Source organism: Pseudomonas sp. LBUM1655 (assembly GCF_059716085.1).
Genome location: NZ_CP166801.1, coordinates 2,327,842 through 2,345,667, shown reverse-complemented (window position 1 = coordinate 2,345,667; position 17,826 = coordinate 2,327,842). Strand labels below are relative to the sequence as shown.

At 62.5% G+C, this 17,826-nt stretch carries 12 protein-coding genes; 5 read left to right on the top strand and 7 right to left on the bottom strand.

Features of this window, described 5'->3' with window-relative positions; all coding sequences use genetic code 11:
• Positions 1 to 11 precede the first annotated feature (11 nt).
• From ACA074_RS10510 to ACA074_RS10485, 6 genes are all read right to left on the bottom strand, one after another.
• Positions 12 to 1,562 (bottom strand): ABC transporter substrate-binding protein, encoded by a 1,551-nt coding sequence (locus tag ACA074_RS10510; protein WP_497678953.1) that lies wholly within the window; start codon positions 1,560 to 1,562, stop codon positions 12 to 14.
• Positions 1,563 to 1,571: 9 nt separating this feature from the next.
• Positions 1,572 to 2,204: an SCO family protein gene (locus ACA074_RS10505; protein ID WP_401265794.1), complete on the bottom strand. Its 633-nt coding sequence runs from the start codon at positions 2,202 to 2,204 to the stop codon at positions 1,572 to 1,574.
• Complete coding sequence (locus ACA074_RS10500; RefSeq protein WP_187676998.1) at positions 2,201 to 2,854, bottom strand: SCO family protein; 654 nt, start codon at positions 2,852 to 2,854, stop codon at positions 2,201 to 2,203. Before ACA074_RS10500 ends, ACA074_RS10505 begins: the two co-directional genes overlap by 4 nt.
• A gap of 27 nt (positions 2,855 to 2,881) precedes the next feature.
• Entirely contained in the window at positions 2,882 to 4,804 is a 1,923-nt protein-coding gene (locus ACA074_RS10495) for a YncE family protein (RefSeq protein ID WP_497678952.1), read from the bottom strand.
• A 160-nt stretch (positions 4,805 to 4,964) separates the two neighbouring features.
• The gene (gene mnxG, locus ACA074_RS10490) at positions 4,965 to 10,796 is read right to left on the bottom strand and encodes a manganese-oxidizing multicopper oxidase MnxG (protein WP_497678951.1); all 5,832 of its coding nucleotides are present in this window, start codon (positions 10,794 to 10,796) and stop codon (positions 4,965 to 4,967) included.
• Positions 10,797 to 10,992: 196 nt separating this feature from the next.
• The gene (locus ACA074_RS10485; RefSeq protein WP_497678950.1) at positions 10,993 to 11,601 is read right to left on the bottom strand and encodes a lytic transglycosylase domain-containing protein; all 609 of its coding nucleotides are present in this window, start codon (positions 11,599 to 11,601) and stop codon (positions 10,993 to 10,995) included.
• Positions 11,602 to 11,807: 206 nt separating this feature from the next.
• On the opposite strand from ACA074_RS10485, the gene gspG reads away from it, so the two are divergent.
• The 3 genes from gspG (at position 11,808) to ACA074_RS10470 (ending at position 13,995) form a co-directional block, all read left to right on the top strand.
• Complete coding sequence (gene gspG / locus ACA074_RS10480) at positions 11,808 to 12,236, top strand: type II secretion system major pseudopilin GspG (RefSeq protein WP_401265805.1); 429 nt, start codon at positions 11,808 to 11,810, stop codon at positions 12,234 to 12,236.
• A gap of 14 nt (positions 12,237 to 12,250) precedes the next feature.
• Positions 12,251 to 13,438 carry a type II secretion system F family protein gene (locus tag ACA074_RS10475; protein WP_497678949.1) on the top strand — a complete coding sequence of 396 codons (1,188 nt, stop codon included), beginning with the start codon at positions 12,251 to 12,253 and terminating at the stop codon, positions 13,436 to 13,438.
• Between the two features lie 74 nt (positions 13,439 to 13,512).
• Entirely contained in the window at positions 13,513 to 13,995 is a 483-nt protein-coding gene (locus tag ACA074_RS10470; protein WP_497678948.1) for a hypothetical protein, read from the top strand.
• Positions 13,996 to 14,100: 105 nt separating this feature from the next.
• Here ACA074_RS10470 and ACA074_RS10465 read toward each other — a convergent pair whose 3' ends face one another.
• Positions 14,101 to 15,006 carry a LysR family transcriptional regulator gene (locus tag ACA074_RS10465; protein ID WP_187676991.1) on the bottom strand — a complete coding sequence of 302 codons (906 nt, stop codon included), beginning with the start codon at positions 15,004 to 15,006 and terminating at the stop codon, positions 14,101 to 14,103.
• Between the two features lie 159 nt (positions 15,007 to 15,165).
• On the opposite strand from ACA074_RS10465, the gene ACA074_RS10460 reads away from it, so the two are divergent.
• Both ACA074_RS10460 and ACA074_RS10455 read left to right on the top strand, forming a co-directional pair.
• Positions 15,166 to 16,185 carry an alpha/beta hydrolase gene (locus ACA074_RS10460; RefSeq protein ID WP_489880832.1) on the top strand — a complete coding sequence of 340 codons (1,020 nt, stop codon included), beginning with the start codon at positions 15,166 to 15,168 and terminating at the stop codon, positions 16,183 to 16,185.
• Positions 16,186 to 16,245: 60 nt separating this feature from the next.
• Positions 16,246 to 17,673 (top strand): mechanosensitive ion channel domain-containing protein, encoded by a 1,428-nt coding sequence (locus tag ACA074_RS10455; protein ID WP_497678947.1) that lies wholly within the window; start codon positions 16,246 to 16,248, stop codon positions 17,671 to 17,673.
• Positions 17,674 to 17,826 lie beyond the last annotated feature (153 nt).

Genomic DNA, 17,826 nt, shown 5'->3' with positions numbered 1-17,826 from the left:
AGAGCCTCCGTTCAGGGGCTGGCAACAATCGGTTTATAGGGTGCAACCAGATAAAAGCGCTGATCCGGTAAATCCACCGTGACGACATGCGCGCCGCTCAACCCCAGGCGTCGTCCGGGGCCGAAATTGAGGCGCGGGGTCAGACCGGTGTCGAAGTCGTGCAGGCCTTCCAGCGCGGCCACCAGCTTTTCGCGGCTGGCATCGCGTCCGGCCTGTTTCATGCCTTCGCTGAGCAGCAACATCGAGGCGTAGGCGCCGACCTGCAGCACTGCGTGCTGAGCGCCAAGGCCTTGATGCTCGCGCAGCAACGTCAGGGCCATGCGCCCGCTCTGGGTCCAGTCGCTCGGTACGAACGGATAGGCGAGGAACACCCGCCGGGAAAAGCCGTCCGGCACCTGCATCAGATCCCCGGCCACCTGGCTCGAGGCGGCGAACAGGTACGGCACCTGCCCGGCACTTTGCAAGCGTGTGGCCAGGCGACTGAAGCCAGCGCCGCTGCCCAGATAGAAGACTGAACGCGAGCCCAACGGCAGCGCATCCGCCGCCGGGTCATAGACGTGTACCTGGACGTTCTGCCAGCCGTGACCCTGCAAATACTGACCCAGGGTTTGCGCCGCTTGCGTCTGCGTGGGGTCGTCGGCACAGGCAATCAGCGTCGGCCCTTGCAGCACGCGCAGGCTGGCCGTGGCGTAATCGGCCAGGGCAATCAGTTGCTCGCGCAATCCGGGCAACGGTTCGAAAATCTGCGCACTGGCCTGCACCGAGCCGAGCAGCGACAACGGCCCGATCAGCGGCACGCCGGCCTGCTCCAAACGGGTTGCCAACGCGCTGTCGAGGGCCGGCGCCAGCGGCGCGATCAGGGCGAACACCTGTTCCTGCTCGATCAGTCGCTGCAACGCCTGTTCGGCACTGGCGCGATCCGGGCCGGGGTCGATCACCGTCAGGCGCAACTGCCGGCCATGAATGCCGCCCGCCTGATTGATCCGCGCGACACTGCCGTTGAGCACCGCCGCCACCGTGGCGCCCTCCTCGGCTAACGGTCCTTGGCTGGGCAGTAACGTACCGAGGCGCAAGGTCTCGGTATCGAGACCGGGGTCGCGCTCATCGGCCAGGCGTTTAAGGTAGGCGGTGAGGTTGCGCTGATCCTTCATCGACAGCAGAAAGCGCGGCATGCTCGGGTCGAGACGGTTGTTGCCGGGGTCACGTCCCTGCTGAATCACCGTCGCCACGCTGCTGTCGGTGTAGGCCGGATAGTGGCGGCCGTTGACCTGTTGCTGGCCATAACTGCTGGTCAGCCGCGACCAGTTCAATGCCGGCGGACGCACCCCGCCTTCGGGCCGGCCGAGGCCATCGGCGCCGTGGCAGTTACTGCACGGCAGGCTGGTGGCCGGCAGCAACACATCCGCCGCGCCGACCCGCGCCATGATCGCCTCGCCACTGGCCGACAGACCTTCGCGGTACAGGCGCTTGCCCGCCGCTTCTTCGGGCGTCAGTGGCAGCGCCGTCGCGCCAAAGCTGACGCTGGCGAGCAGGAACAGGGCGAGAACGCGGCAGCGCTTCATGGTGCGTGCTCAACGGCCAGCCACGGGCATTGTCAGCAACTGCAAGCGCTGGGCAATGGCGGCGGCCGGGGCATCGGGGCGGATTTTGCTCCAGCGTTTGTTGGCGACATCGCCGACGATCAACTGCGTGGAGTGTTGTTCCGGTGTCGGAATGATCTGGCCGATACGGCTCAATACCAGGTCCATCTGCGCCTTGTCGCCGGTAAGAAAAAGCCAATGAGGGTCATCGGAACCCTGCTTCAAGGTGTAAGCCTTGAGCACCGCCGGCGTGTCGCGCAGCGGGTCACTGGTAAGGGAAATAAAGGTGATGTCCTGAGCCTTGTCACCCAGCAACTCGCGCACTTCCTTGAGTTTGCGGGTAATCAACGGGCAGGCATCGTTGCAACTGGTGAAAATCACGTTGAGCAGCACCACGCGGTTTTGCAGCGCGTCGCTATAGAAGCGCAGGGTTTCACCGTTCTGATCCTGCAACGGCGTGTCGGTGAACCAGGTTTTAGCGTCGCGGGTGCCTGTGGCCGGTGCCGCCGCAACGCTTTCAGTTGCGGTGGCAGAAGCCTCGGGAGCATGGCCTTCGTGGGCAACGGCGACGTTGCCGAAAATGCACAAGCACGCGGTCAGGGAAATCCAGTCGAGGGCTCTCATGGCTGTTGCTCCATGGCAATGGCGGTGTGTTTGGCGTGGGTGCGCAGGCCGCTGAGCTTTTCCACTTCCTTGGACAGCAGCGCCGGATCGGTGAAGCCGTAATAGCGGGTCCAGTGGCGGCTGTCGCCATCACCGACGAGGATCAGCGGTTGATGATTCTTCAAGTCGCCGCTGAAACTGCCCAGCCCCTTGAGGGTTTCAGTGATCGATTGCGACGAGCCGGTCAACCAGCTCCAGCCCGGGCCGCGCTGGAAGGTGCGGGCGTATTCCTGCAAGCGTTTCGGGTCATCGCGTTGCGGATCAACGCTGATCGACACCAGTTGCACTTCAGTGCCGACCCGTGCGCCCAGCTGCTTTTGCACCTTGCCCATGATCGAAGACACCACCGGGCACACCGTGGTGCAACTGGTGTAGATGAAGCTCATGACAACGATTTTGCCCTGCACCAGATCCTGCTCCAGGCGCACGGTTTTGCCGTTTTGATCGAGCAACGAGACGTTGGCGAATTTGACTTGAGCGTTTTCCTGCGAGTTGCTGGGGACGGCTGCTTTGTGCCCGGCATGTTCGTCGGCTGAATGGGCCTGAGCCTGGTGAATGCCCACGCTCAGCAGGCACAGGGTCAACAGGCCACGGGATGCAAATCGGTTCATGTCGAAATTCCTCTTCATGAGAACGGATCAACGCGTCTGGCCCGGGGCTACCCGAACACTGGCAAAGGTCTTGTCATCGAAACCGGCACCCAGCGATGCCGCACGCACATGCAGGTACCAGGCGCCGCTGCGATCAAGGGTCACCGGCGCTTCGTACACACCATCGGCGACTTCTCGTGCCGCCACTTCGCGGGGGTGCGAGGTCGGTGCGAGGAAGTAGCGCAACTGCACGTCTTTCACGCCGCTGCGCTGGACTTTCTGCTTGCCCTGAACGATGCGAAAACGCACCACGTAGGGGTCATTGAGCGCTACGGCAGTCTTGTCGAGCAGGAACTCGACCTTCGGCTGCCCGAGGTGTTTTGCCACCGTGCCATCGGCTTCGATTTGCGCCGTGAAGCAGTGAATGATGTTCGGTTGATTGAGCAGGAACGCCACGTCGAAACGCCCCGCTGGCGGCAGTTTCACCCGCGCGCTGTACAGCCCCGGCGACACTTCGCGCAGGCTGCGGTCGATGACCATGGCCGCCCGCGCAATCTGGCCCCGGTTGGGGTAACCGGACATCGGCGCGTTCATGCCTTCGGCGTAGAAATAGGTGGTGTTGTCCACCGGGTTGACCACGAACACCGCGTTGTCATCGCGCGATACCGCCAGGCTTGAGGCCAGCGGCAAATCCCCGGCCATGCGCGGCGGTTGCGGGCCGGCTTGAAAACCCTGGCTGATCGGCTGGCGGCCTTCACCGAGCGAGGCCAGATTGATCATGGTGACCTTCGGCGAAGCCAGTCCGCGCACGTAGGCATAGGCCTTGGTGAACACCACTTGATAGGGTTCTGCGGACACGTCGAGGTCGTGGATCGCCGAGTCGTTGGCCGCGTCGATGATCGAGGCGCGGTTTTCCACGGTGTTGAGCACCACGCCAAAGCGGCCGTCAGCGCTGAAACCCATCGGGCCGAGGCCTTGCTGGAGCGGGATAACCCGGCGCACGGCATGGCTGTTGCCGTCAATCACGGTCACGGTGCCGTCCTTGCCATCGGCCACGTAAACCGCGCCGGACAATGGCGAGTACGCGACCGACAGCGGGCTGGAGCCGGTTTTGACTTGCTTGAGGATGTTCAGGCTGGCGATATCCACCACGCTCACGGTGCCGTCGTCACGGTTGCTGACGAAGGCAAAACGGCTGTCCTTGCTGAAGCTGATTTCGTGATGGCCACGGCCGGTGGCCAGATGCTTGAGGGTTTTGAGGCTCTGAGTGTCGATCACCGTCACCCCGGACTCTTCGGCTTTGCTCGCGTTGTTGCCGACCCACAGCAAACGTTCGTCCGGTTGCAGTGCCACGCGCACCGGTTGGCTGCCAGCGGCAATCGAGTCGAGGACTTTGAATTGTTCGCTGTCGATCACCGCCACTTCGCCGGCCGTGGGCATCGACACGAATACGCGTTTGTTGTCTTTGGGCGTGACCCAATCCATCGGCGGTTGCTTGAGTTCGATCCGCGCCATGGTGCTGGTGATGCCGCCGACCGACACCGAGGGATCGACCACGGCAATGCTCGCGTCGCGGTTCATCACCAACAGGTAATAACTGTTGAGATCGAGCAGTGGGCGCGCGCCGATGTTGGATTTGAGGAACACCCCGACCCGGGATTTGCAGCTTTTTTCGCGACCCTGGGCCAGATCGGCGGCGACGGTTTCAGGGTCGACCCACGCCCCCGGCGCCACACCGGACAACGGCTGGCCGGAGGCGCTGTCGGTGATGCGGAACTGCACGTCGGCGAACTCGCCTTCACGCAGTTTGCCGTCAGCGGCCAGCGGCTGGAGTTTGAAGTCCACCGCCACGCCATCGCGTTTCAGCACCTGGTCGGTCTCGGGTTGCGCCAGCGCCATTTCGCTGAGCGTGAGCAACGCCCCCGCGACTGCCAGCAGACAAACTCCCGTGATGTTGATGATCCTGTTCATACCGCACTCCCCTTCAAATCCAATCCAGACGACACGGTTCCTTTAGGAGCGAGCCTGCTCGCGATGGCATTTCAGCTACACCATCCAAAACCGAGTTGCTCCCAATCGCGAGCAGGCTCGCTCCTACAGGTTTTGCATTCACAGATCCATTGCTTTGCAGCTACTGGCCCTGCGGTGCCGGTTCCGGTTCATTGGTCACCCGCAGCAATCCCCACAACCCGGAAATGTTGCCGTAGGCGCCGTAGTCGCGGAACAGGTAGTCCCCCGGTATCGCATTGCTGCCCCCGGCGCTCGGCAGCATGAGGCTGAAGTGCGCTGCCGGCAGGACGCTCTCGCGGGCGCCGATGTACATCGACATCGGGTTGTAGCCGTAACGCACCGAACCCACGCCCGGCGTGCCCAGCGGATAGCCACTGGTGTCGCTCTTCTCGGCCTGGAACGGATTGATCGACCAGACGTGCCCGTCGAGCTGGAACGTGCTGCCACGACTGCCACCGCTCGGCATCAGGACGTGTGCGCGCAACGGCTGCCCCGGTTTGGCGTAGAGCACCGGCGTCTGCGGATCACCGCCGACCAGCGCATTGCTGTAGGCCATGTGCGCGTTGGTCATGTCGCCATAACCAGCGCCATCGGCGTGCCCGAACGGTGCATCCGGGGCGAGGCCGAAGCGATACCACAGCGGCTCGGTCTTGTAGTTGATCGCCATGCTCGAGTTGTCCTGCGGATCGGTCGGCAAGCCGAAGCCTTCGGCGGCAATGCCTTCGACCGGCCGGCCGTTGGCCCAACGGGTGTTCAACGCTTTGTGCCAGACCATCGCGAAGTCGCGGTAAGTCGTTTGCCCTGGCGCGGTGACCGTAGCGTTAACCTTGCGCGCATCGTCGACCCAGGTGGCGCCGATCGGCAGGATGCTCATCGCCCCGCCAAGGCCTTTTTGCGGCTGCTTGATCACGTCCGCCGGGGTGAAGTTCAAACCGCCGAACTCGACCGCCGTGGCATTGATGTTGTCGACGCTGCGACCCAGTTGGGTCACCGGTTTGCCTTCACGCTCCAGGTGCCCGGCGTAGTACTGATAAGTACGGGTCGGGTACGCGCCGCTGCTGCCAACGCGCGGCGGCACGGTCTGGGTCGGATTGACGCCGACGTTGGTGCCGTCGGATTTGGTGATGTCGTAGGCCAGCAGTTGCGGGTGCAGGCCGACGTGGCTGGACGGACGCATCAGGTTGTTGCTGAAGGTGGTCGAACCGAGGCCGCTGTTGCGGTCGCGCTTGACCATGCCTTGCATCACGGCGGTCTGGGTCAGATCCGGCATCACGCTCGGCAGACGGTTCTCCAGAGTGATGTTGATGCAGTCCCCGGCAGCCGCGCGCAGCACCAGCGGTTCGACTGGAAGGCCGGGCTTGAGCTTGCCGCTGACCGGATCAAGGTCGGATTTGCGCACGTACAGGATCGCGGTCGGATCATGCAGCGGCCCGCTCTGCCCGCCGATGGTTATGGTCTCGCCATTTTCAGGGTCGGTCACCGTCACCTGTGGAATGCTCACCGTGCGCGAGTTCAGCACCAGGGTGCCGCCCGCCGGGTTTAGCGGCCCGCCAACATGTTGGCCGAGGCCTTCGGGATCGCCGATGGTCAGGCCCAGCGTATTGCCGAGGATGTCGTTGGCCAGGGCTGCGACCACTTCATAGTTGCGCTGCACGGTCGGCCGGGTGCCGATGCCGTTCGGGTTGGCGCCGTAGCGCGGGCAACTGCCTTCAAACGCAACGGTGTTGCGCATACCCGCCGGAGTCGGGTTGTTCGGGATGGCGAACAGGTCACTGCGTTTGGCGGTGTAGTTGCGCATCACGCCCCAGATACCGCTCCAGTAGCCTTCGATCGAGGCGTCCATCGAGTACAGATAGTCGCCCGTCGTTGCCGCAGAACTGGAGAGCATCGACACCGGCGCAATGAAGCCCATCTGCTCGGAGATGCCGATCATCTGCGACGCGCGCCAGCCGGAGTTGGAGCTGTTGCCGAAACCGGAACCGCTCTGCAGCCATTTCACGCCGTGCAAGGTGACGTTGTGCTCTTCCTCATGACCGCCGGCATGCACCCGCAGCCGCACGTTGTCGCCGGTGTAGGTGCGCAGCATTGGCGTGAACGGGTCGCCCGGTTCTGCGCCGCCCTTGTTGATGTGCGGCGGGAACAGCGTGGTGCCGCCGGTAGGCCCGGTGGCCGAGGTGAGCAGGTTCGGCGCCAGGTTCATCGCCGGGATTGCACGGTCGGTACGGCTCTGCATGGCATACGCCAGGTCACCGCCGAGGCCGTCGGCCTGCATGCCGCGCTTGCCGTCCGGGCCGACCTTGTTCGGGTCGTAGACGCGCAGGGCCAGCGGCTCGTTGCGGTAGTTGACGACGAACATGCCAGGGTCATCCACCGAGATCGCCTGTGGGCATGGCCGGCTCGGGCAGCCCGGGACCTGACCACCCTGCACTTCCACGATACCTTCGAGCAGGTTGCTGGCGTTGTTGCGCACTGGCGGGTTGATCGCGTAGCGGAAGCTGTCGGCCGTGGCCGGGAACGCTTGCGGATTCGGCACGCCATTAGGCCCGGCGCCGACATACACACCGGCTTCATAGGCGTGCTGGAAGTCGCTGTATTCGAGGAAGAACTCACGGAAGCTGTCGTTCTTGCCGTCGCCATCGAGGTCGCCGGTGTTGATCACCGCCTGCCATGAAGTCGGCCCACCGTCCTGACGTGCGCCGCTGTACAGAGGCTCGCCGGTTTCGGCGTGCAGCCAGGTGGAACCGGCAGGTTCAGCCAGCACAGTGGCGTACAGACCAATCTGTTGGTGCGTCGATGGGCCTAAGTGGTCGTGAGTGAAAATCGTACCGAGGCCACGGTCCACGCCTTTGATATTGACCACCGGATCGACGAACCAGCGCTGCATCGCCGTGCGCGCACCGATCCAGTCGGCACGACCGAATTGACCAAAGTACGGATGCGCCTTGGCTTTCGGGCAGGCCTGAGTGCCATCGCGCGGGTCGGTGCCTTCGCACTGGTTGAACTCGCGGATCGCGAGGATACGTTCCTGCACGGCACCTGGGGAGAGCACGCCGTCCTCGTAGTTCCAGCCGTTGGATGAGCCATCGGCAGAGGTCAGATCCCACTTCGGCAAGTGGATGTGCTGGCCGATCACGTCGGTTGGCGTGCGGACTTGATAGTCGTCCATTTCATAGGTGGCCGGCACCAGGTTGGTTTGCTGGTATTGCACGCAATCGAAGGTGTTCATGCGCATCACCAGAGGCTCTGGCGGACGCTGCTTGGTGATCACCGGCCAGGCGTCTTCCCACAGCGCCAGAATGCGCGCCTGCGGAAAGTGGTAGCCGACTTTGTTGTACACCGCGTCGAACTGGATGTTGGCGGCTTTGTAGATCCGCGGACGGTCGGCGGTGAACGTCGAGGCGCCGACGAAGGACATGCCGTCAACCCGCTCGCCGCTGGCGAACTCACCGCTGCCGGCACTGCTGGTCAGGCGTTTTTGCCGGTCATCCATGCAGGGTTCGTAGTACGGCGCGCCGGCAATCGGCAAGGCGCCGTTGGTGCGGAAAGCCTTGGCCACAACCTGATTGCCGGGCAGTAAGGCATAGCTTGGGTGATCCTTTTTCGCGTGGAAGGCCATGGCCGCCTGTTCGACTTCGGTGCCCTCTTCCGGCATGTAAATCGGTTTGGCACGGGTGACTTCCTTGGAGAAATCCAGCGACGTGGTCACGGTGCGCGCCTCGCCTCCCGCCGACACGCCATCGAGTGTATGGCGCTGCAAACCACCGTCCCAACCACCGGATTGCGCCGGGTCGAGGTTGGCCCACAGCGCTTTGCCGCTGGCCTTCAGGGATTGCGCGGTGGCGGCGTCGAGCATGTCCAGCGGTGGGGTTGGCGGACGTTGGCCGACCGAGCTTTCCATGCCGCCGATCCAGAACGGATAACCAGGGTTTTTCAGGCTGCCGTCAGCATTACGGTTGGCTTCGCTGCGATCCACCAACGCCAGGGAACCGATGGCTTGCCCACCCGCGTTGCCGCCTTGGTGCTCGCCGTCGTCGTCGCCCTCTTCTTCGTCATCGTCGTCGTTGCCGGCCACCAGGGTTTCACCGATTTTCGGCACCACCACGACTTTGCCGGGCATCGGTGCCATGGCTTTGCCAGGCAGCGGCACTATTGCAGGAATGGGTGTGCCGGCGATGATTTCGCCATCGGGCAATGCCCGGGCACCGGCCGCCGGTTTGCCGCTGCGCAGCGCAAACGGTTCGCTGTGATAACCGTCCGCACCTTGCTGCGAAACATCGAGCCGGGTGCCTTCTTCAAAAACATCGTGAACCCGCCACATGGCCCACATGCCTTGGGCGAAGTGCGGATAGAAGTGGCAGTGATAGATCGCATCCCCCGCCACCCGGTTGCGGTTACCCGAACCGCCGTTGGCGATTTCATAGGTATAACCGGCGCCAGGGCCAATGCCCTGGGCGTCGACGTAATCGGAGTTGTCGTCGTTGGGGTTGAACAGCCACTGATGGCCGTGCAGGTGGAAGATGTGCTGCTCGTGACCATTGTGGGTATTGCGGAATTTGACGAAGTCACCAATGTAGCTGTGGTTGACGTTCGACGGCTCCGACGGATACAGGGCCATGGTCGCTTTGACACCTATCTGATCGGCACGAGGCGTTTGGCCCGGGAGAATATTCTCAAGTCCCGCGTTGGCCGGTACGTCTACCAGCATTGCCACGTCGCCGACGGTGTGCGAACTGAGGAAGAACTCTTCGTAAGCGCAGGACAGGCAGTCATGCATCGGCCCTACGCCCAAACGGTTGGCGACCACTTCGGCGCCCATGCCGCCGGAGCCGTAGTTGATCATGAACGAATCGCGGGTCGGCTCCAGCACATGGGCCATCACCGGGTCTGCCCAGTAAGCGGGAAATGCTTGCGTGGCGGCGGTTTCGTCCTGGAACTGCGAGGCGAAATCGCGGAACGGTTCGAGTCGGTTAGGGATCGCCGGGTTGCGTTTGCCGACCGATTCCAGCGGATAAGTGCTGGCCGGGAAGCTGCCGTCGGCGTTGCTGCCCATGACAATCGCGTCGCTTTCGCTGGAAATGATTTCACTGCCGTCGACCATGTTGATGATCGGCGTGCCGGCCTTGCCTTCGCGCAGCCACGGTTCGCGCTGCGGATAACGCGCCTGGTAGTCGACGATGGGCTGACCGGTCGGTGCACGCCCTGTGGTGGCCAGGCGCATTTCCTCTTCGGTCAGGGTGTTGCGATAGCTGCGGCCGCCCTTGGGCACCACCACGACCTGGCCGAACAGGCCGTTGGCAACGTTACCCGCCGCGCCTTCGCCGCCAAACGTCGCACCGCGGCTGCTGACCGCAAACGCGCCTTCGCGCTCGGCGAACAACGTGTAGGAGCGGCTTGCGCCCGGCACCACCAGGGTGTTGGCGTTGCGCCCGGTGAACGAGGAAATGTCGTCGATGCTGTTCACCGCTTGCAGGCCGTTGACCTGAAAACCGACATGACGATCAGCGACTTGCTCGTCGACTTTGAACGCTTCGGCGCCGTTGGCGTTTTCACCGCCCTCTTCTTCGCCCTCGTTTTCGAAGTGCTTGTTCGGGTTGGCCTGATAGTCGAGCAGGTTCTGCAGATTGATCGTCAGGCAATCCCCCGCCGCCACCCGCAGCACCAATGGCCGCGGACGCTTGTCCGCACGCAACGACACCTTGCCCGGCACCGCCGCGCCGCCGTAGGCCAGCGACACGTCATGCTCATCGACCACATCGCGGCGCAGGGCGTACATCATGCCGTTGGCATTCTGCGCACCGAGGCGGTTGAACATCAGCGGCTGATCGAAGGCCACGACATTGGCCACCAGGTTGCGCTCGCAGCGCACGGCCGCGCTGGCCAGGTCGATGCTGAGCATCGAGGCCAGTATCAGCAACCAATTGAATGAGCGATGAGCGTGATGAAAGCCGACCATGATCGCAAACCTCGTAGTGGGTGCTCACGGGAATGATTCTCGTAAACCGGTGGAGCAATCCGCGTGCCACAAAAAATTTCATTACCGTTCAATCAGTTACCGCAACGACTTGAGATTACGGGGGATATTCCCCACCGCTTTTCCCCACTTTTCGGGCCTGCCCGATTTGCCCCGAAAGTGGGTGAACCGGGTGGGCCTACAACGGCGCATCCATCGCCAGCCCCTGCAATCGCCGGTATTGGCGCAGCACGTTGGGCACATAACGCTGGGTTTCAGCGAACGGCGGAATCACCCGGCCACGGCTGAGCACGGCTTCCGGCCCGGCGTTGTAGGCGGCCACCGCGAGGGCGATATCGTTGTCGAACAGGGTCATCAGACGCTTGAGGTATTTGGCCCCGCCCTGGATGTTGGCCTTGGGGTCGTAGACGTCCTTCACCCCCAACTCCCGTGCGGTATCAGGCATCAACTGCATCAACCCGCCTGCCCCTTTGGGCGAGGTCGCGCCGGCGTTGTAATGCGACTCGGCGTTGATCACCGCGTGCAGCAACGCTTCAGGTAATTGATGGGCTGTCGCCGCCGCCGAGACCAGTTCGGCATAGGGCTGCCTGGCGATCATCTGCGGCTGCTGATCAAGGCTGACCAGCGGTGTTTCGGCTTCCTGAATCACCCGTTCGTAAGTGCGTCCGGGACGGTGAACATTGGACAGAACGTAGCTGCCCTTGGCGTCCACGGAGATGAACACATCGGCTTGCGCGGTGCCGCCAAGCAGCACACAGCCGAGCAATCCGCTGGCAAGAAATTTCATGTCGGGCCTCCCCGGATCAGCCCCGATAAATTGGGGGAAATGCCCCAATGGCCGATCACGTTTGAGCCATACGCAAGCACTGTGCCGTTTCTTGGAAAGCCCGAAACACAAGGGCTTCAGCCAATCAACCAGGTTTAAGCGGGGGCTGAGCATGGCAATTGCATAAGCCCTCCTGGCGACACGGCTGCCACTCACGGGAGGTCATCATGAAGCTGCAAATTCGTCCGCGTAGCCAACGCGGATTCACCCTGCTCGAATTGCTCGTGGTGCTGGTGGTCCTTGGCCTGTTGGCCGGGATCGTCGCGCCGAAATACTTCGCCCAGTTGGGCCGCTCCGAAGTGAAAGTGGCCAAGGCGCAGATCGAAGGCCTGAGCAAAGCGCTGGACTTGTATCGACTGGAGGTAGGCCACTACCCGTCCACCGAACAAGGCCTACAGGCATTGGTACTGGCGCCGAGCGATGAAGCGAAATGGACCGGCCCGTACTTGCAGAAAAAACTTCCGCAAGACCCATGGGGCCGAAATTACGCCTACCGCTATCCCGGCGAAAACAGCGAGTACGACCTGCTGTCGATGGGCAAGGACGGCCAGCCCGGCGGTGACGGCGAAAACGCCGAAGTGACCAATTGGCAGTAAGCGGAGCGCGGCCCATGCGATTTAATCTGAAAGCGGTCGGCAAGGCTGGCGTGGTGTCTATGAGCATCGAGGCGCCGGGGCACAGCGAGGCGCGGCACATCGCCGAAGACCAGGGTCTGCGCGTGCTCAGCCTCCACGCGGAAAAACACTGGCGCTCACTGCGATTGCGCCAGCGCGAAACCTTCAATCTGGTGTTGTTCAGCCAGGAACTGACCACCCTGATCAACGCCGGCTTGCCGTTGATCGATGCGCTGGAAAGTCTCGCCGAAAAAGAAACCGCCCCCGCCGCCCGCAAAACCCTGAGTGAACTGGTGCGCCTACTGTACGAGGGCAAATCGTTCTCCCAGGCATTGGGCCAGTTGTCGGCAGTGTTTCCGCCGCTGTACGTGGCGCTGGTGCAGTCCAGCGAAAAGACGGGTGCGGTCGGCGAAGCACTGGGTCGTTACGTCAGCTATCGCCAGCGTATGGACGAGGTGCGGCAGAAGATCGTCAGCGCCTCGATCTACCCGCTGTTGTTGCTGGTCGTCGGCGGTGGCGTGGTGTTGTTTTTGATGGGTTACGTGGTACCGCGCTTCAGCCTGGTGTTCGAAGGACTGGGCTCGAACCTGCCGTGGCTGTCGCAGATCCTGATGAGCAGCGGGATGTTTCTGCATGCCCATCAGCTTGAGTTCTTCGGTGCGTTGGCGGCGATTGTCGTGGCCCTCGCCCTGCTGCAAAAACAGCCGGCGTTTCGCCGATGGCTGGATCGGCTGGTGGAGAAGCTGCCCGCCGTCCATCAACGGATTTTCATGTATGAACTGGCGCGGTTTTACCGTTCGCTGGGGATTCTGCTGCAAGGCGGGATTCCGCTGGTCACCGCCATGGGCATGGTCCGCGGCTTGCTCACCGTGGCGTCGCGGGCGCGGCTGGATCAGGCCTGCGAGCGAGTGCGCGAAGGCCAGTCATTGTCTACCGCGCTGGAGCTCAACCGGCTGGTGACGCCAGTGTCCCTGCGGCTGCTGCGAGCGGGCGAACAATCCGGCAACCTTGGGCAGATGATGGAACGCAGCGCCGATTTCTACGACGAAGAAATCAGCCGCTGGATCGAGTGGTTCGTGCGTTTGTTCGAACCGCTGCTGATGACCTTCATCGGCCTGCTGATCGGGGTCATCGTGATCCTGATGTACATCCCGATTTTCGAACTGGCTTCGAGTATTCACTGACCTCGGGAACGGGTCGGATCGACGCAACAATGCTCATCGACGTTCCCAACCAAATCACCAAGATGGAGAACGATATGCACATTCAAAAGCTCGTGCTCGCAATGGCCATCGGCGCAGTTCTTTCAGCGTCTACCGTATTGATTCCGGACAGCCTGTCGGGAGTAGCCACTGTTCAAGCCAAGGAAGGTGGCAGTGGCGGAGGCGGTGGCGGTGGCGGACATGGCGGCGGTGGCGGTGGCGGTGGCGGTGGCGGAAACGGTGGCGGCCATGGTGGTGGGGGCGGTGGTAGCGGCGGCGGAGGAAGTGGTGGCGGCAGCGGCGGTGGCGGGAATGGTGGTGGCCACGGTGGCAGCGGTAGCGGTCATGGCGAAGGCGGCGGACACAGTGGCAGCAGCGGTCAGGGCTCGGGACATTCCGGCGATCACTCAGCCTCGGGTCGCAGCGGCAATCACTCCGAACCGGGGGATGATCACGGCGTACACCGGTCAGGTGAAGTCGGTGATGATCGCGGTGTTCACGTCGGCGGCGAACCTGGCGATGACAAACGCGCCAACTGAACCCACCTGAAAACACCACGATCCCTGTAGGAGCAGCCGCAGGCTGCGATCTTTTGATCTTGACCTTTGCCAGCAAGATCAAAAGATCGCAGCCTGCGGCAGCTCCTACAAAGGGTGGGCGACTGGATTCTGGTTAAGGCGTTCCCGCAAAAACTCCACCAGCGCCTGCACCGGCCGCGAAGCCTGACGATGTTGCGGATACACCGCCGACAACGTCAGCGGCTCCGGACGCAAGTCATCGAGCACCGGCACCAGTCGGCCATCCTTCAACGCCGCGCCGACAATGAACGTCGGCAGATAGGTAATCCCCATCCCCTGCACCGCCGCATCGCGCAGCAACTCGCCGTTGTTGACGCGCATGCGCCCGGTGACGTTGACCAGCAGCGGCTTGCCCTGCCCCTCATTGAACCGCCATTGCACCGAGCGCCCGTGACCGTAGGGCAAGCAATCATGACTGTGCAAATCTTCGGGTTTGAGCGGCGTACCGCGTTCGGCCAGATAGGCCGGGCTGGCGCAATACACCCGTTCGATGGAGGCGATACGGCGGGCGATCAAGGTCGAGTCTTCCAGCACACCAATGCGCAGCGCCAGGTCATAGCCTTCGCCGAGCAGGTCCACCGGGCGGTCGTTCAAGTCGACTTCCACCGTGACCTCGCGATAGCGCTGCAAGAACATCGGCAGCAGACAACCCAGGTGCGCCACGGCAAACGACAGCGGCGCACTCAGGCGAATCGTCCCGCGTGGCTCGGCGGTTTGCCCGGCGATGCCCTGCTCGACCTGCTCTACCTCACTCAACAGGCGCAGGGCCGATTCGTAATAGCTTTGGCCCAATGGCGTGACGTCCAGCCGGCGGGTCGAGCGGTTCAATAAGCGCACGCCAAGGCGCTCTTCCAACTGCATCAACCGGCGGCTCACGAACTGCTTGGACAGGCCCAACTGATCGGCTGCTGAGGTGAAGCTGCCGGAGTCCATGACCTGGCAAAAAATACGCATGTCTTCGAACGGGTTCATTGTCACTCTCTGGTGGACAGTTAAACGCTTTATAGCCGCTTTTTCACTTTTCGGCATCCCACTAATCTGTGCTCACGGTGTTGCTGAGGCCTGAACCCCAGCGCCACAGCAGCCCGCAACTCAGGCATAAAAAATCAAACGGATTAAAAGGAATTGCACATGAACATCGTCAAAAAAACCCTGACCGCTTCCCTCCTCGCCCTGTCCATCGGCAACGCTTTCGCCGCTGGCAGCCCGGGTGTCGAACACAACACCCAAGCCTTTCTCGAAGCCCTCGCCGCCGGTGGTGGCAAGCCGCTTGAGCAACTGAGTCCGAAAGACGCCCGTGCGGTGCTGACCGGCGCGCAGGCTTCGGTGAAGGTTGATCTGTCCGGTGTGGAAGTCAGCGACAAGGCAATCAAGGTCGACGGCCAGACGATCAACCTGAAAGTGGTGCGTCCGGCCAAGGTCAAAGGCGAGTTACCGGTGTTCATGTTCTTCCACGGTGGCGGCTGGGTATTGGGCGACTTCCCGACGCACCAACGCTTGATCCGTGATCTGGTGGTGGGCTCTGGCGCTGTGGCGGTGTACGTCGATTACACGCCGTCGCCGGAAGCGCAGTACCCGACTGCGATCAACCAGGCTTACGCCGCAACCAAATGGGTGGCTGAGCACGGCAAGGACATCGGTGTCGACGGCAAGCGTCTGGCGGTGGCCGGCAACAGCGTCGGCGGCAACATGGCGGCGGTCGTGGCACTGATGGCCAAAGAACAGAAAGCCCCGGCGCTGCGCTTCCAGTTGCTGATGTGGCCGGTGACCAACGCACAGTTCGACGATGGCTCGTACCAGCAATTCGCCGAGGGTCACTTCCTCACCAAAGGCATGATGAAATGGTTCTGGGACAGCTACACCACCAACCCGGCCGAGCGTGCGCAGATCCACGCCTCGCCACTGAACGCCAGCGCCGAACAGCTCAAAGGCCTGCCCGCCGCGCTGGTGCAGACCGCCGAGTTCGACGTGTTGCGTGATGAAGGCGAAGGTTATGCCCGACACCTGGATGCGGCAGGTGTACCGGTGACCGCGGTGCGCTACAACGGGATGATCCACGACTTTGGCTTGCTCAATCCGCTGAGCCACATTCCCGAAGTGAAAGCGGCGGTACGCCAGGCAGCGGCTGAGCTGAAAACCCACCTCAACTAAGCCCAAGCCCTTCCCCACGCAGCGATGTATGGGGAAGGGCTTTTTTGTGGAAGCGCTCCCATGAACTTCATGCTTGCTCACCTGCTGTCCTGGAGTGCCGTGTTGCTGGTGCTCGATGGCCTGCTCTGGCACCTCGCCCCCTTCACACATCGCGCGCCGCGCGTGGGTGTGCGGCTGGTGCTGTTTCTGGCGTTCACCGCGCTGGTGATCAACGCCGGTGTCAGCCCTTTGCAGGCGCCGCAGTTTGCCGATGACCAGGTCGCGCAACTCGGTGCAACCGCGCTGGGCATTATCTGGTGGTTGTACGCCGCGCGAGTCCTTACCGAAGTCATCGGCCTGATCCTGATGCGGCGCATCGGCCACAGCGGTCGCTTGTTGCAGGACGTCATCGGTGCGCTGGTGTTTCTGGTGGCCATCGTCGCTGCGGCCGGCTACGTGCTGGAGCTGCCGGTCAAAGGCTTGCTGGCGACGTCCGGTGTGTTCGCAATCGTCGTCGGTCTGGCACTGCAAAGCACCTTGGCCGATGTGTTTTCCGGGATCGTTCTGAACACCACCAAGCCGTATCAAGTGGACGACTTCGTGGTGATCGACGGCGTCGAGGGCAAAGTGCTCGACATCGATTGGCGCGCCACGCACCTGCTGACCAGCGCCGGCACCATGGCCGTGGTGCCGAACTCGGTGGCGGCCAAGGCCAAGATCGTCAACCTTAGCCGGCCGAATAACATGCATGGCGTGTCGATCAGCATCAAAGTGCCGAACCACATCCGCCCACGCCGCGTGCTCGACGCCCTCGACCGGACGCTGCAAGGCAGTAGCAGCCTGCTGCTGAGCCCGGCGCCGAAAGTGGTGTTGAAAGAGGCCGGCGAAGAAATGTCCGAATACGTGGCCAGCGGGTTTATCGCCGAACTGGGCAAAAAAAGCGAAGTGCGCAATCAACTCTTCGACCTCGCACACCGCCACTTGGAAGCCGCCGGGATTTCGCGGCATCCGGACGGCGTGATCGAGCCGTCGACCCGCGCCCGCGCGTTGCTCGATGAAGTGAAAATCTTCCGCTCGCTGAGTGCCGACGAACGTGATCGCCTCGCCGAATCGATGGTCGCGCAGCAGTACAGCGCGGGCCAGGTGGTGCTGGATCTGGACGAAGTGCCGGAGAGTCTGTTCGTGATTGCCACCGGGGTGGTCAGCGCAACGGTACCGGATGGCGCCAGCCAGACAGAGGCCGGGCGCATGGGGCCGAGTGAGGTCATGGGCGAGCAAAGCATTCTGGCGGATACCCCGTCGCAGGCTACGTTTACGGCGCTGACGTCGAGCATCATCTATCGCCTCGACAAGAACCTGACGCGCCAGTGCATGGAGCAGCGCAAGGAGGTTGGGTCGGCGTTGAACAAGTTGCAGGCGGTGCGGCAGCAGAACAGTCGCCTCGCGTTGATGGTTAAACCGGTGGTGGTGAGGAAAGGCGGGGTTCTCGGTTGGCTGCAAAAGCGCTGATGCGAAGATTTTAAGATCAAGAGCTTACCCCCTCACCCCAACCCTCTCCCCCAAGGGGGGCGAGGGGGAAAGGGAGCTGATCTTCAAGCTTTTCAAGACCGGAGATCGACTCGATCGCTCAGGTCGGTGCAACTCGAAAGAACCCCTCGGTCA

Excerpts from the sequence above, each read along its gene's own strand:
- ACA074_RS10510 (WP_497678953.1), bottom strand. The coding sequence starts at position 1,562 with ATGAAGCGCTGCCGCGTTCTCGCCCTGTTCCTGCTCGCCAGCGTCAGC.
- ACA074_RS10505 (WP_401265794.1), bottom strand. The coding sequence starts at position 2,204 with ATGAGAGCCCTCGACTGGATTTCCCTGACCGCGTGCTTGTGCATTTTC.
- ACA074_RS10500 (WP_187676998.1), bottom strand. The coding sequence starts at position 2,854 with ATGAACCGATTTGCATCCCGTGGCCTGTTGACCCTGTGCCTGCTGAGC.
- ACA074_RS10495 (WP_497678952.1), bottom strand. The coding sequence starts at position 4,804 with ATGAACAGGATCATCAACATCACGGGAGTTTGTCTGCTGGCAGTCGCG.
- mnxG (WP_497678951.1), bottom strand. The coding sequence starts at position 10,796 with ATGGTCGGCTTTCATCACGCTCATCGCTCATTCAATTGGTTGCTGATA.
- ACA074_RS10485 (WP_497678950.1), bottom strand. The coding sequence starts at position 11,601 with ATGAAATTTCTTGCCAGCGGATTGCTCGGCTGTGTGCTGCTTGGCGGC.
- gspG (WP_401265805.1), top strand. The coding sequence starts at position 11,808 with ATGAAGCTGCAAATTCGTCCGCGTAGCCAACGCGGATTCACCCTGCTC.
- ACA074_RS10475 (WP_497678949.1), top strand. The coding sequence starts at position 12,251 with ATGCGATTTAATCTGAAAGCGGTCGGCAAGGCTGGCGTGGTGTCTATG.
- ACA074_RS10470 (WP_497678948.1), top strand. The coding sequence starts at position 13,513 with ATGCACATTCAAAAGCTCGTGCTCGCAATGGCCATCGGCGCAGTTCTT.
- ACA074_RS10465 (WP_187676991.1), bottom strand. The coding sequence starts at position 15,006 with ATGAACCCGTTCGAAGACATGCGTATTTTTTGCCAGGTCATGGACTCC.
- ACA074_RS10460 (WP_489880832.1), top strand. The coding sequence starts at position 15,166 with ATGAACATCGTCAAAAAAACCCTGACCGCTTCCCTCCTCGCCCTGTCC.
- ACA074_RS10455 (WP_497678947.1), top strand. The coding sequence starts at position 16,246 with ATGAACTTCATGCTTGCTCACCTGCTGTCCTGGAGTGCCGTGTTGCTG.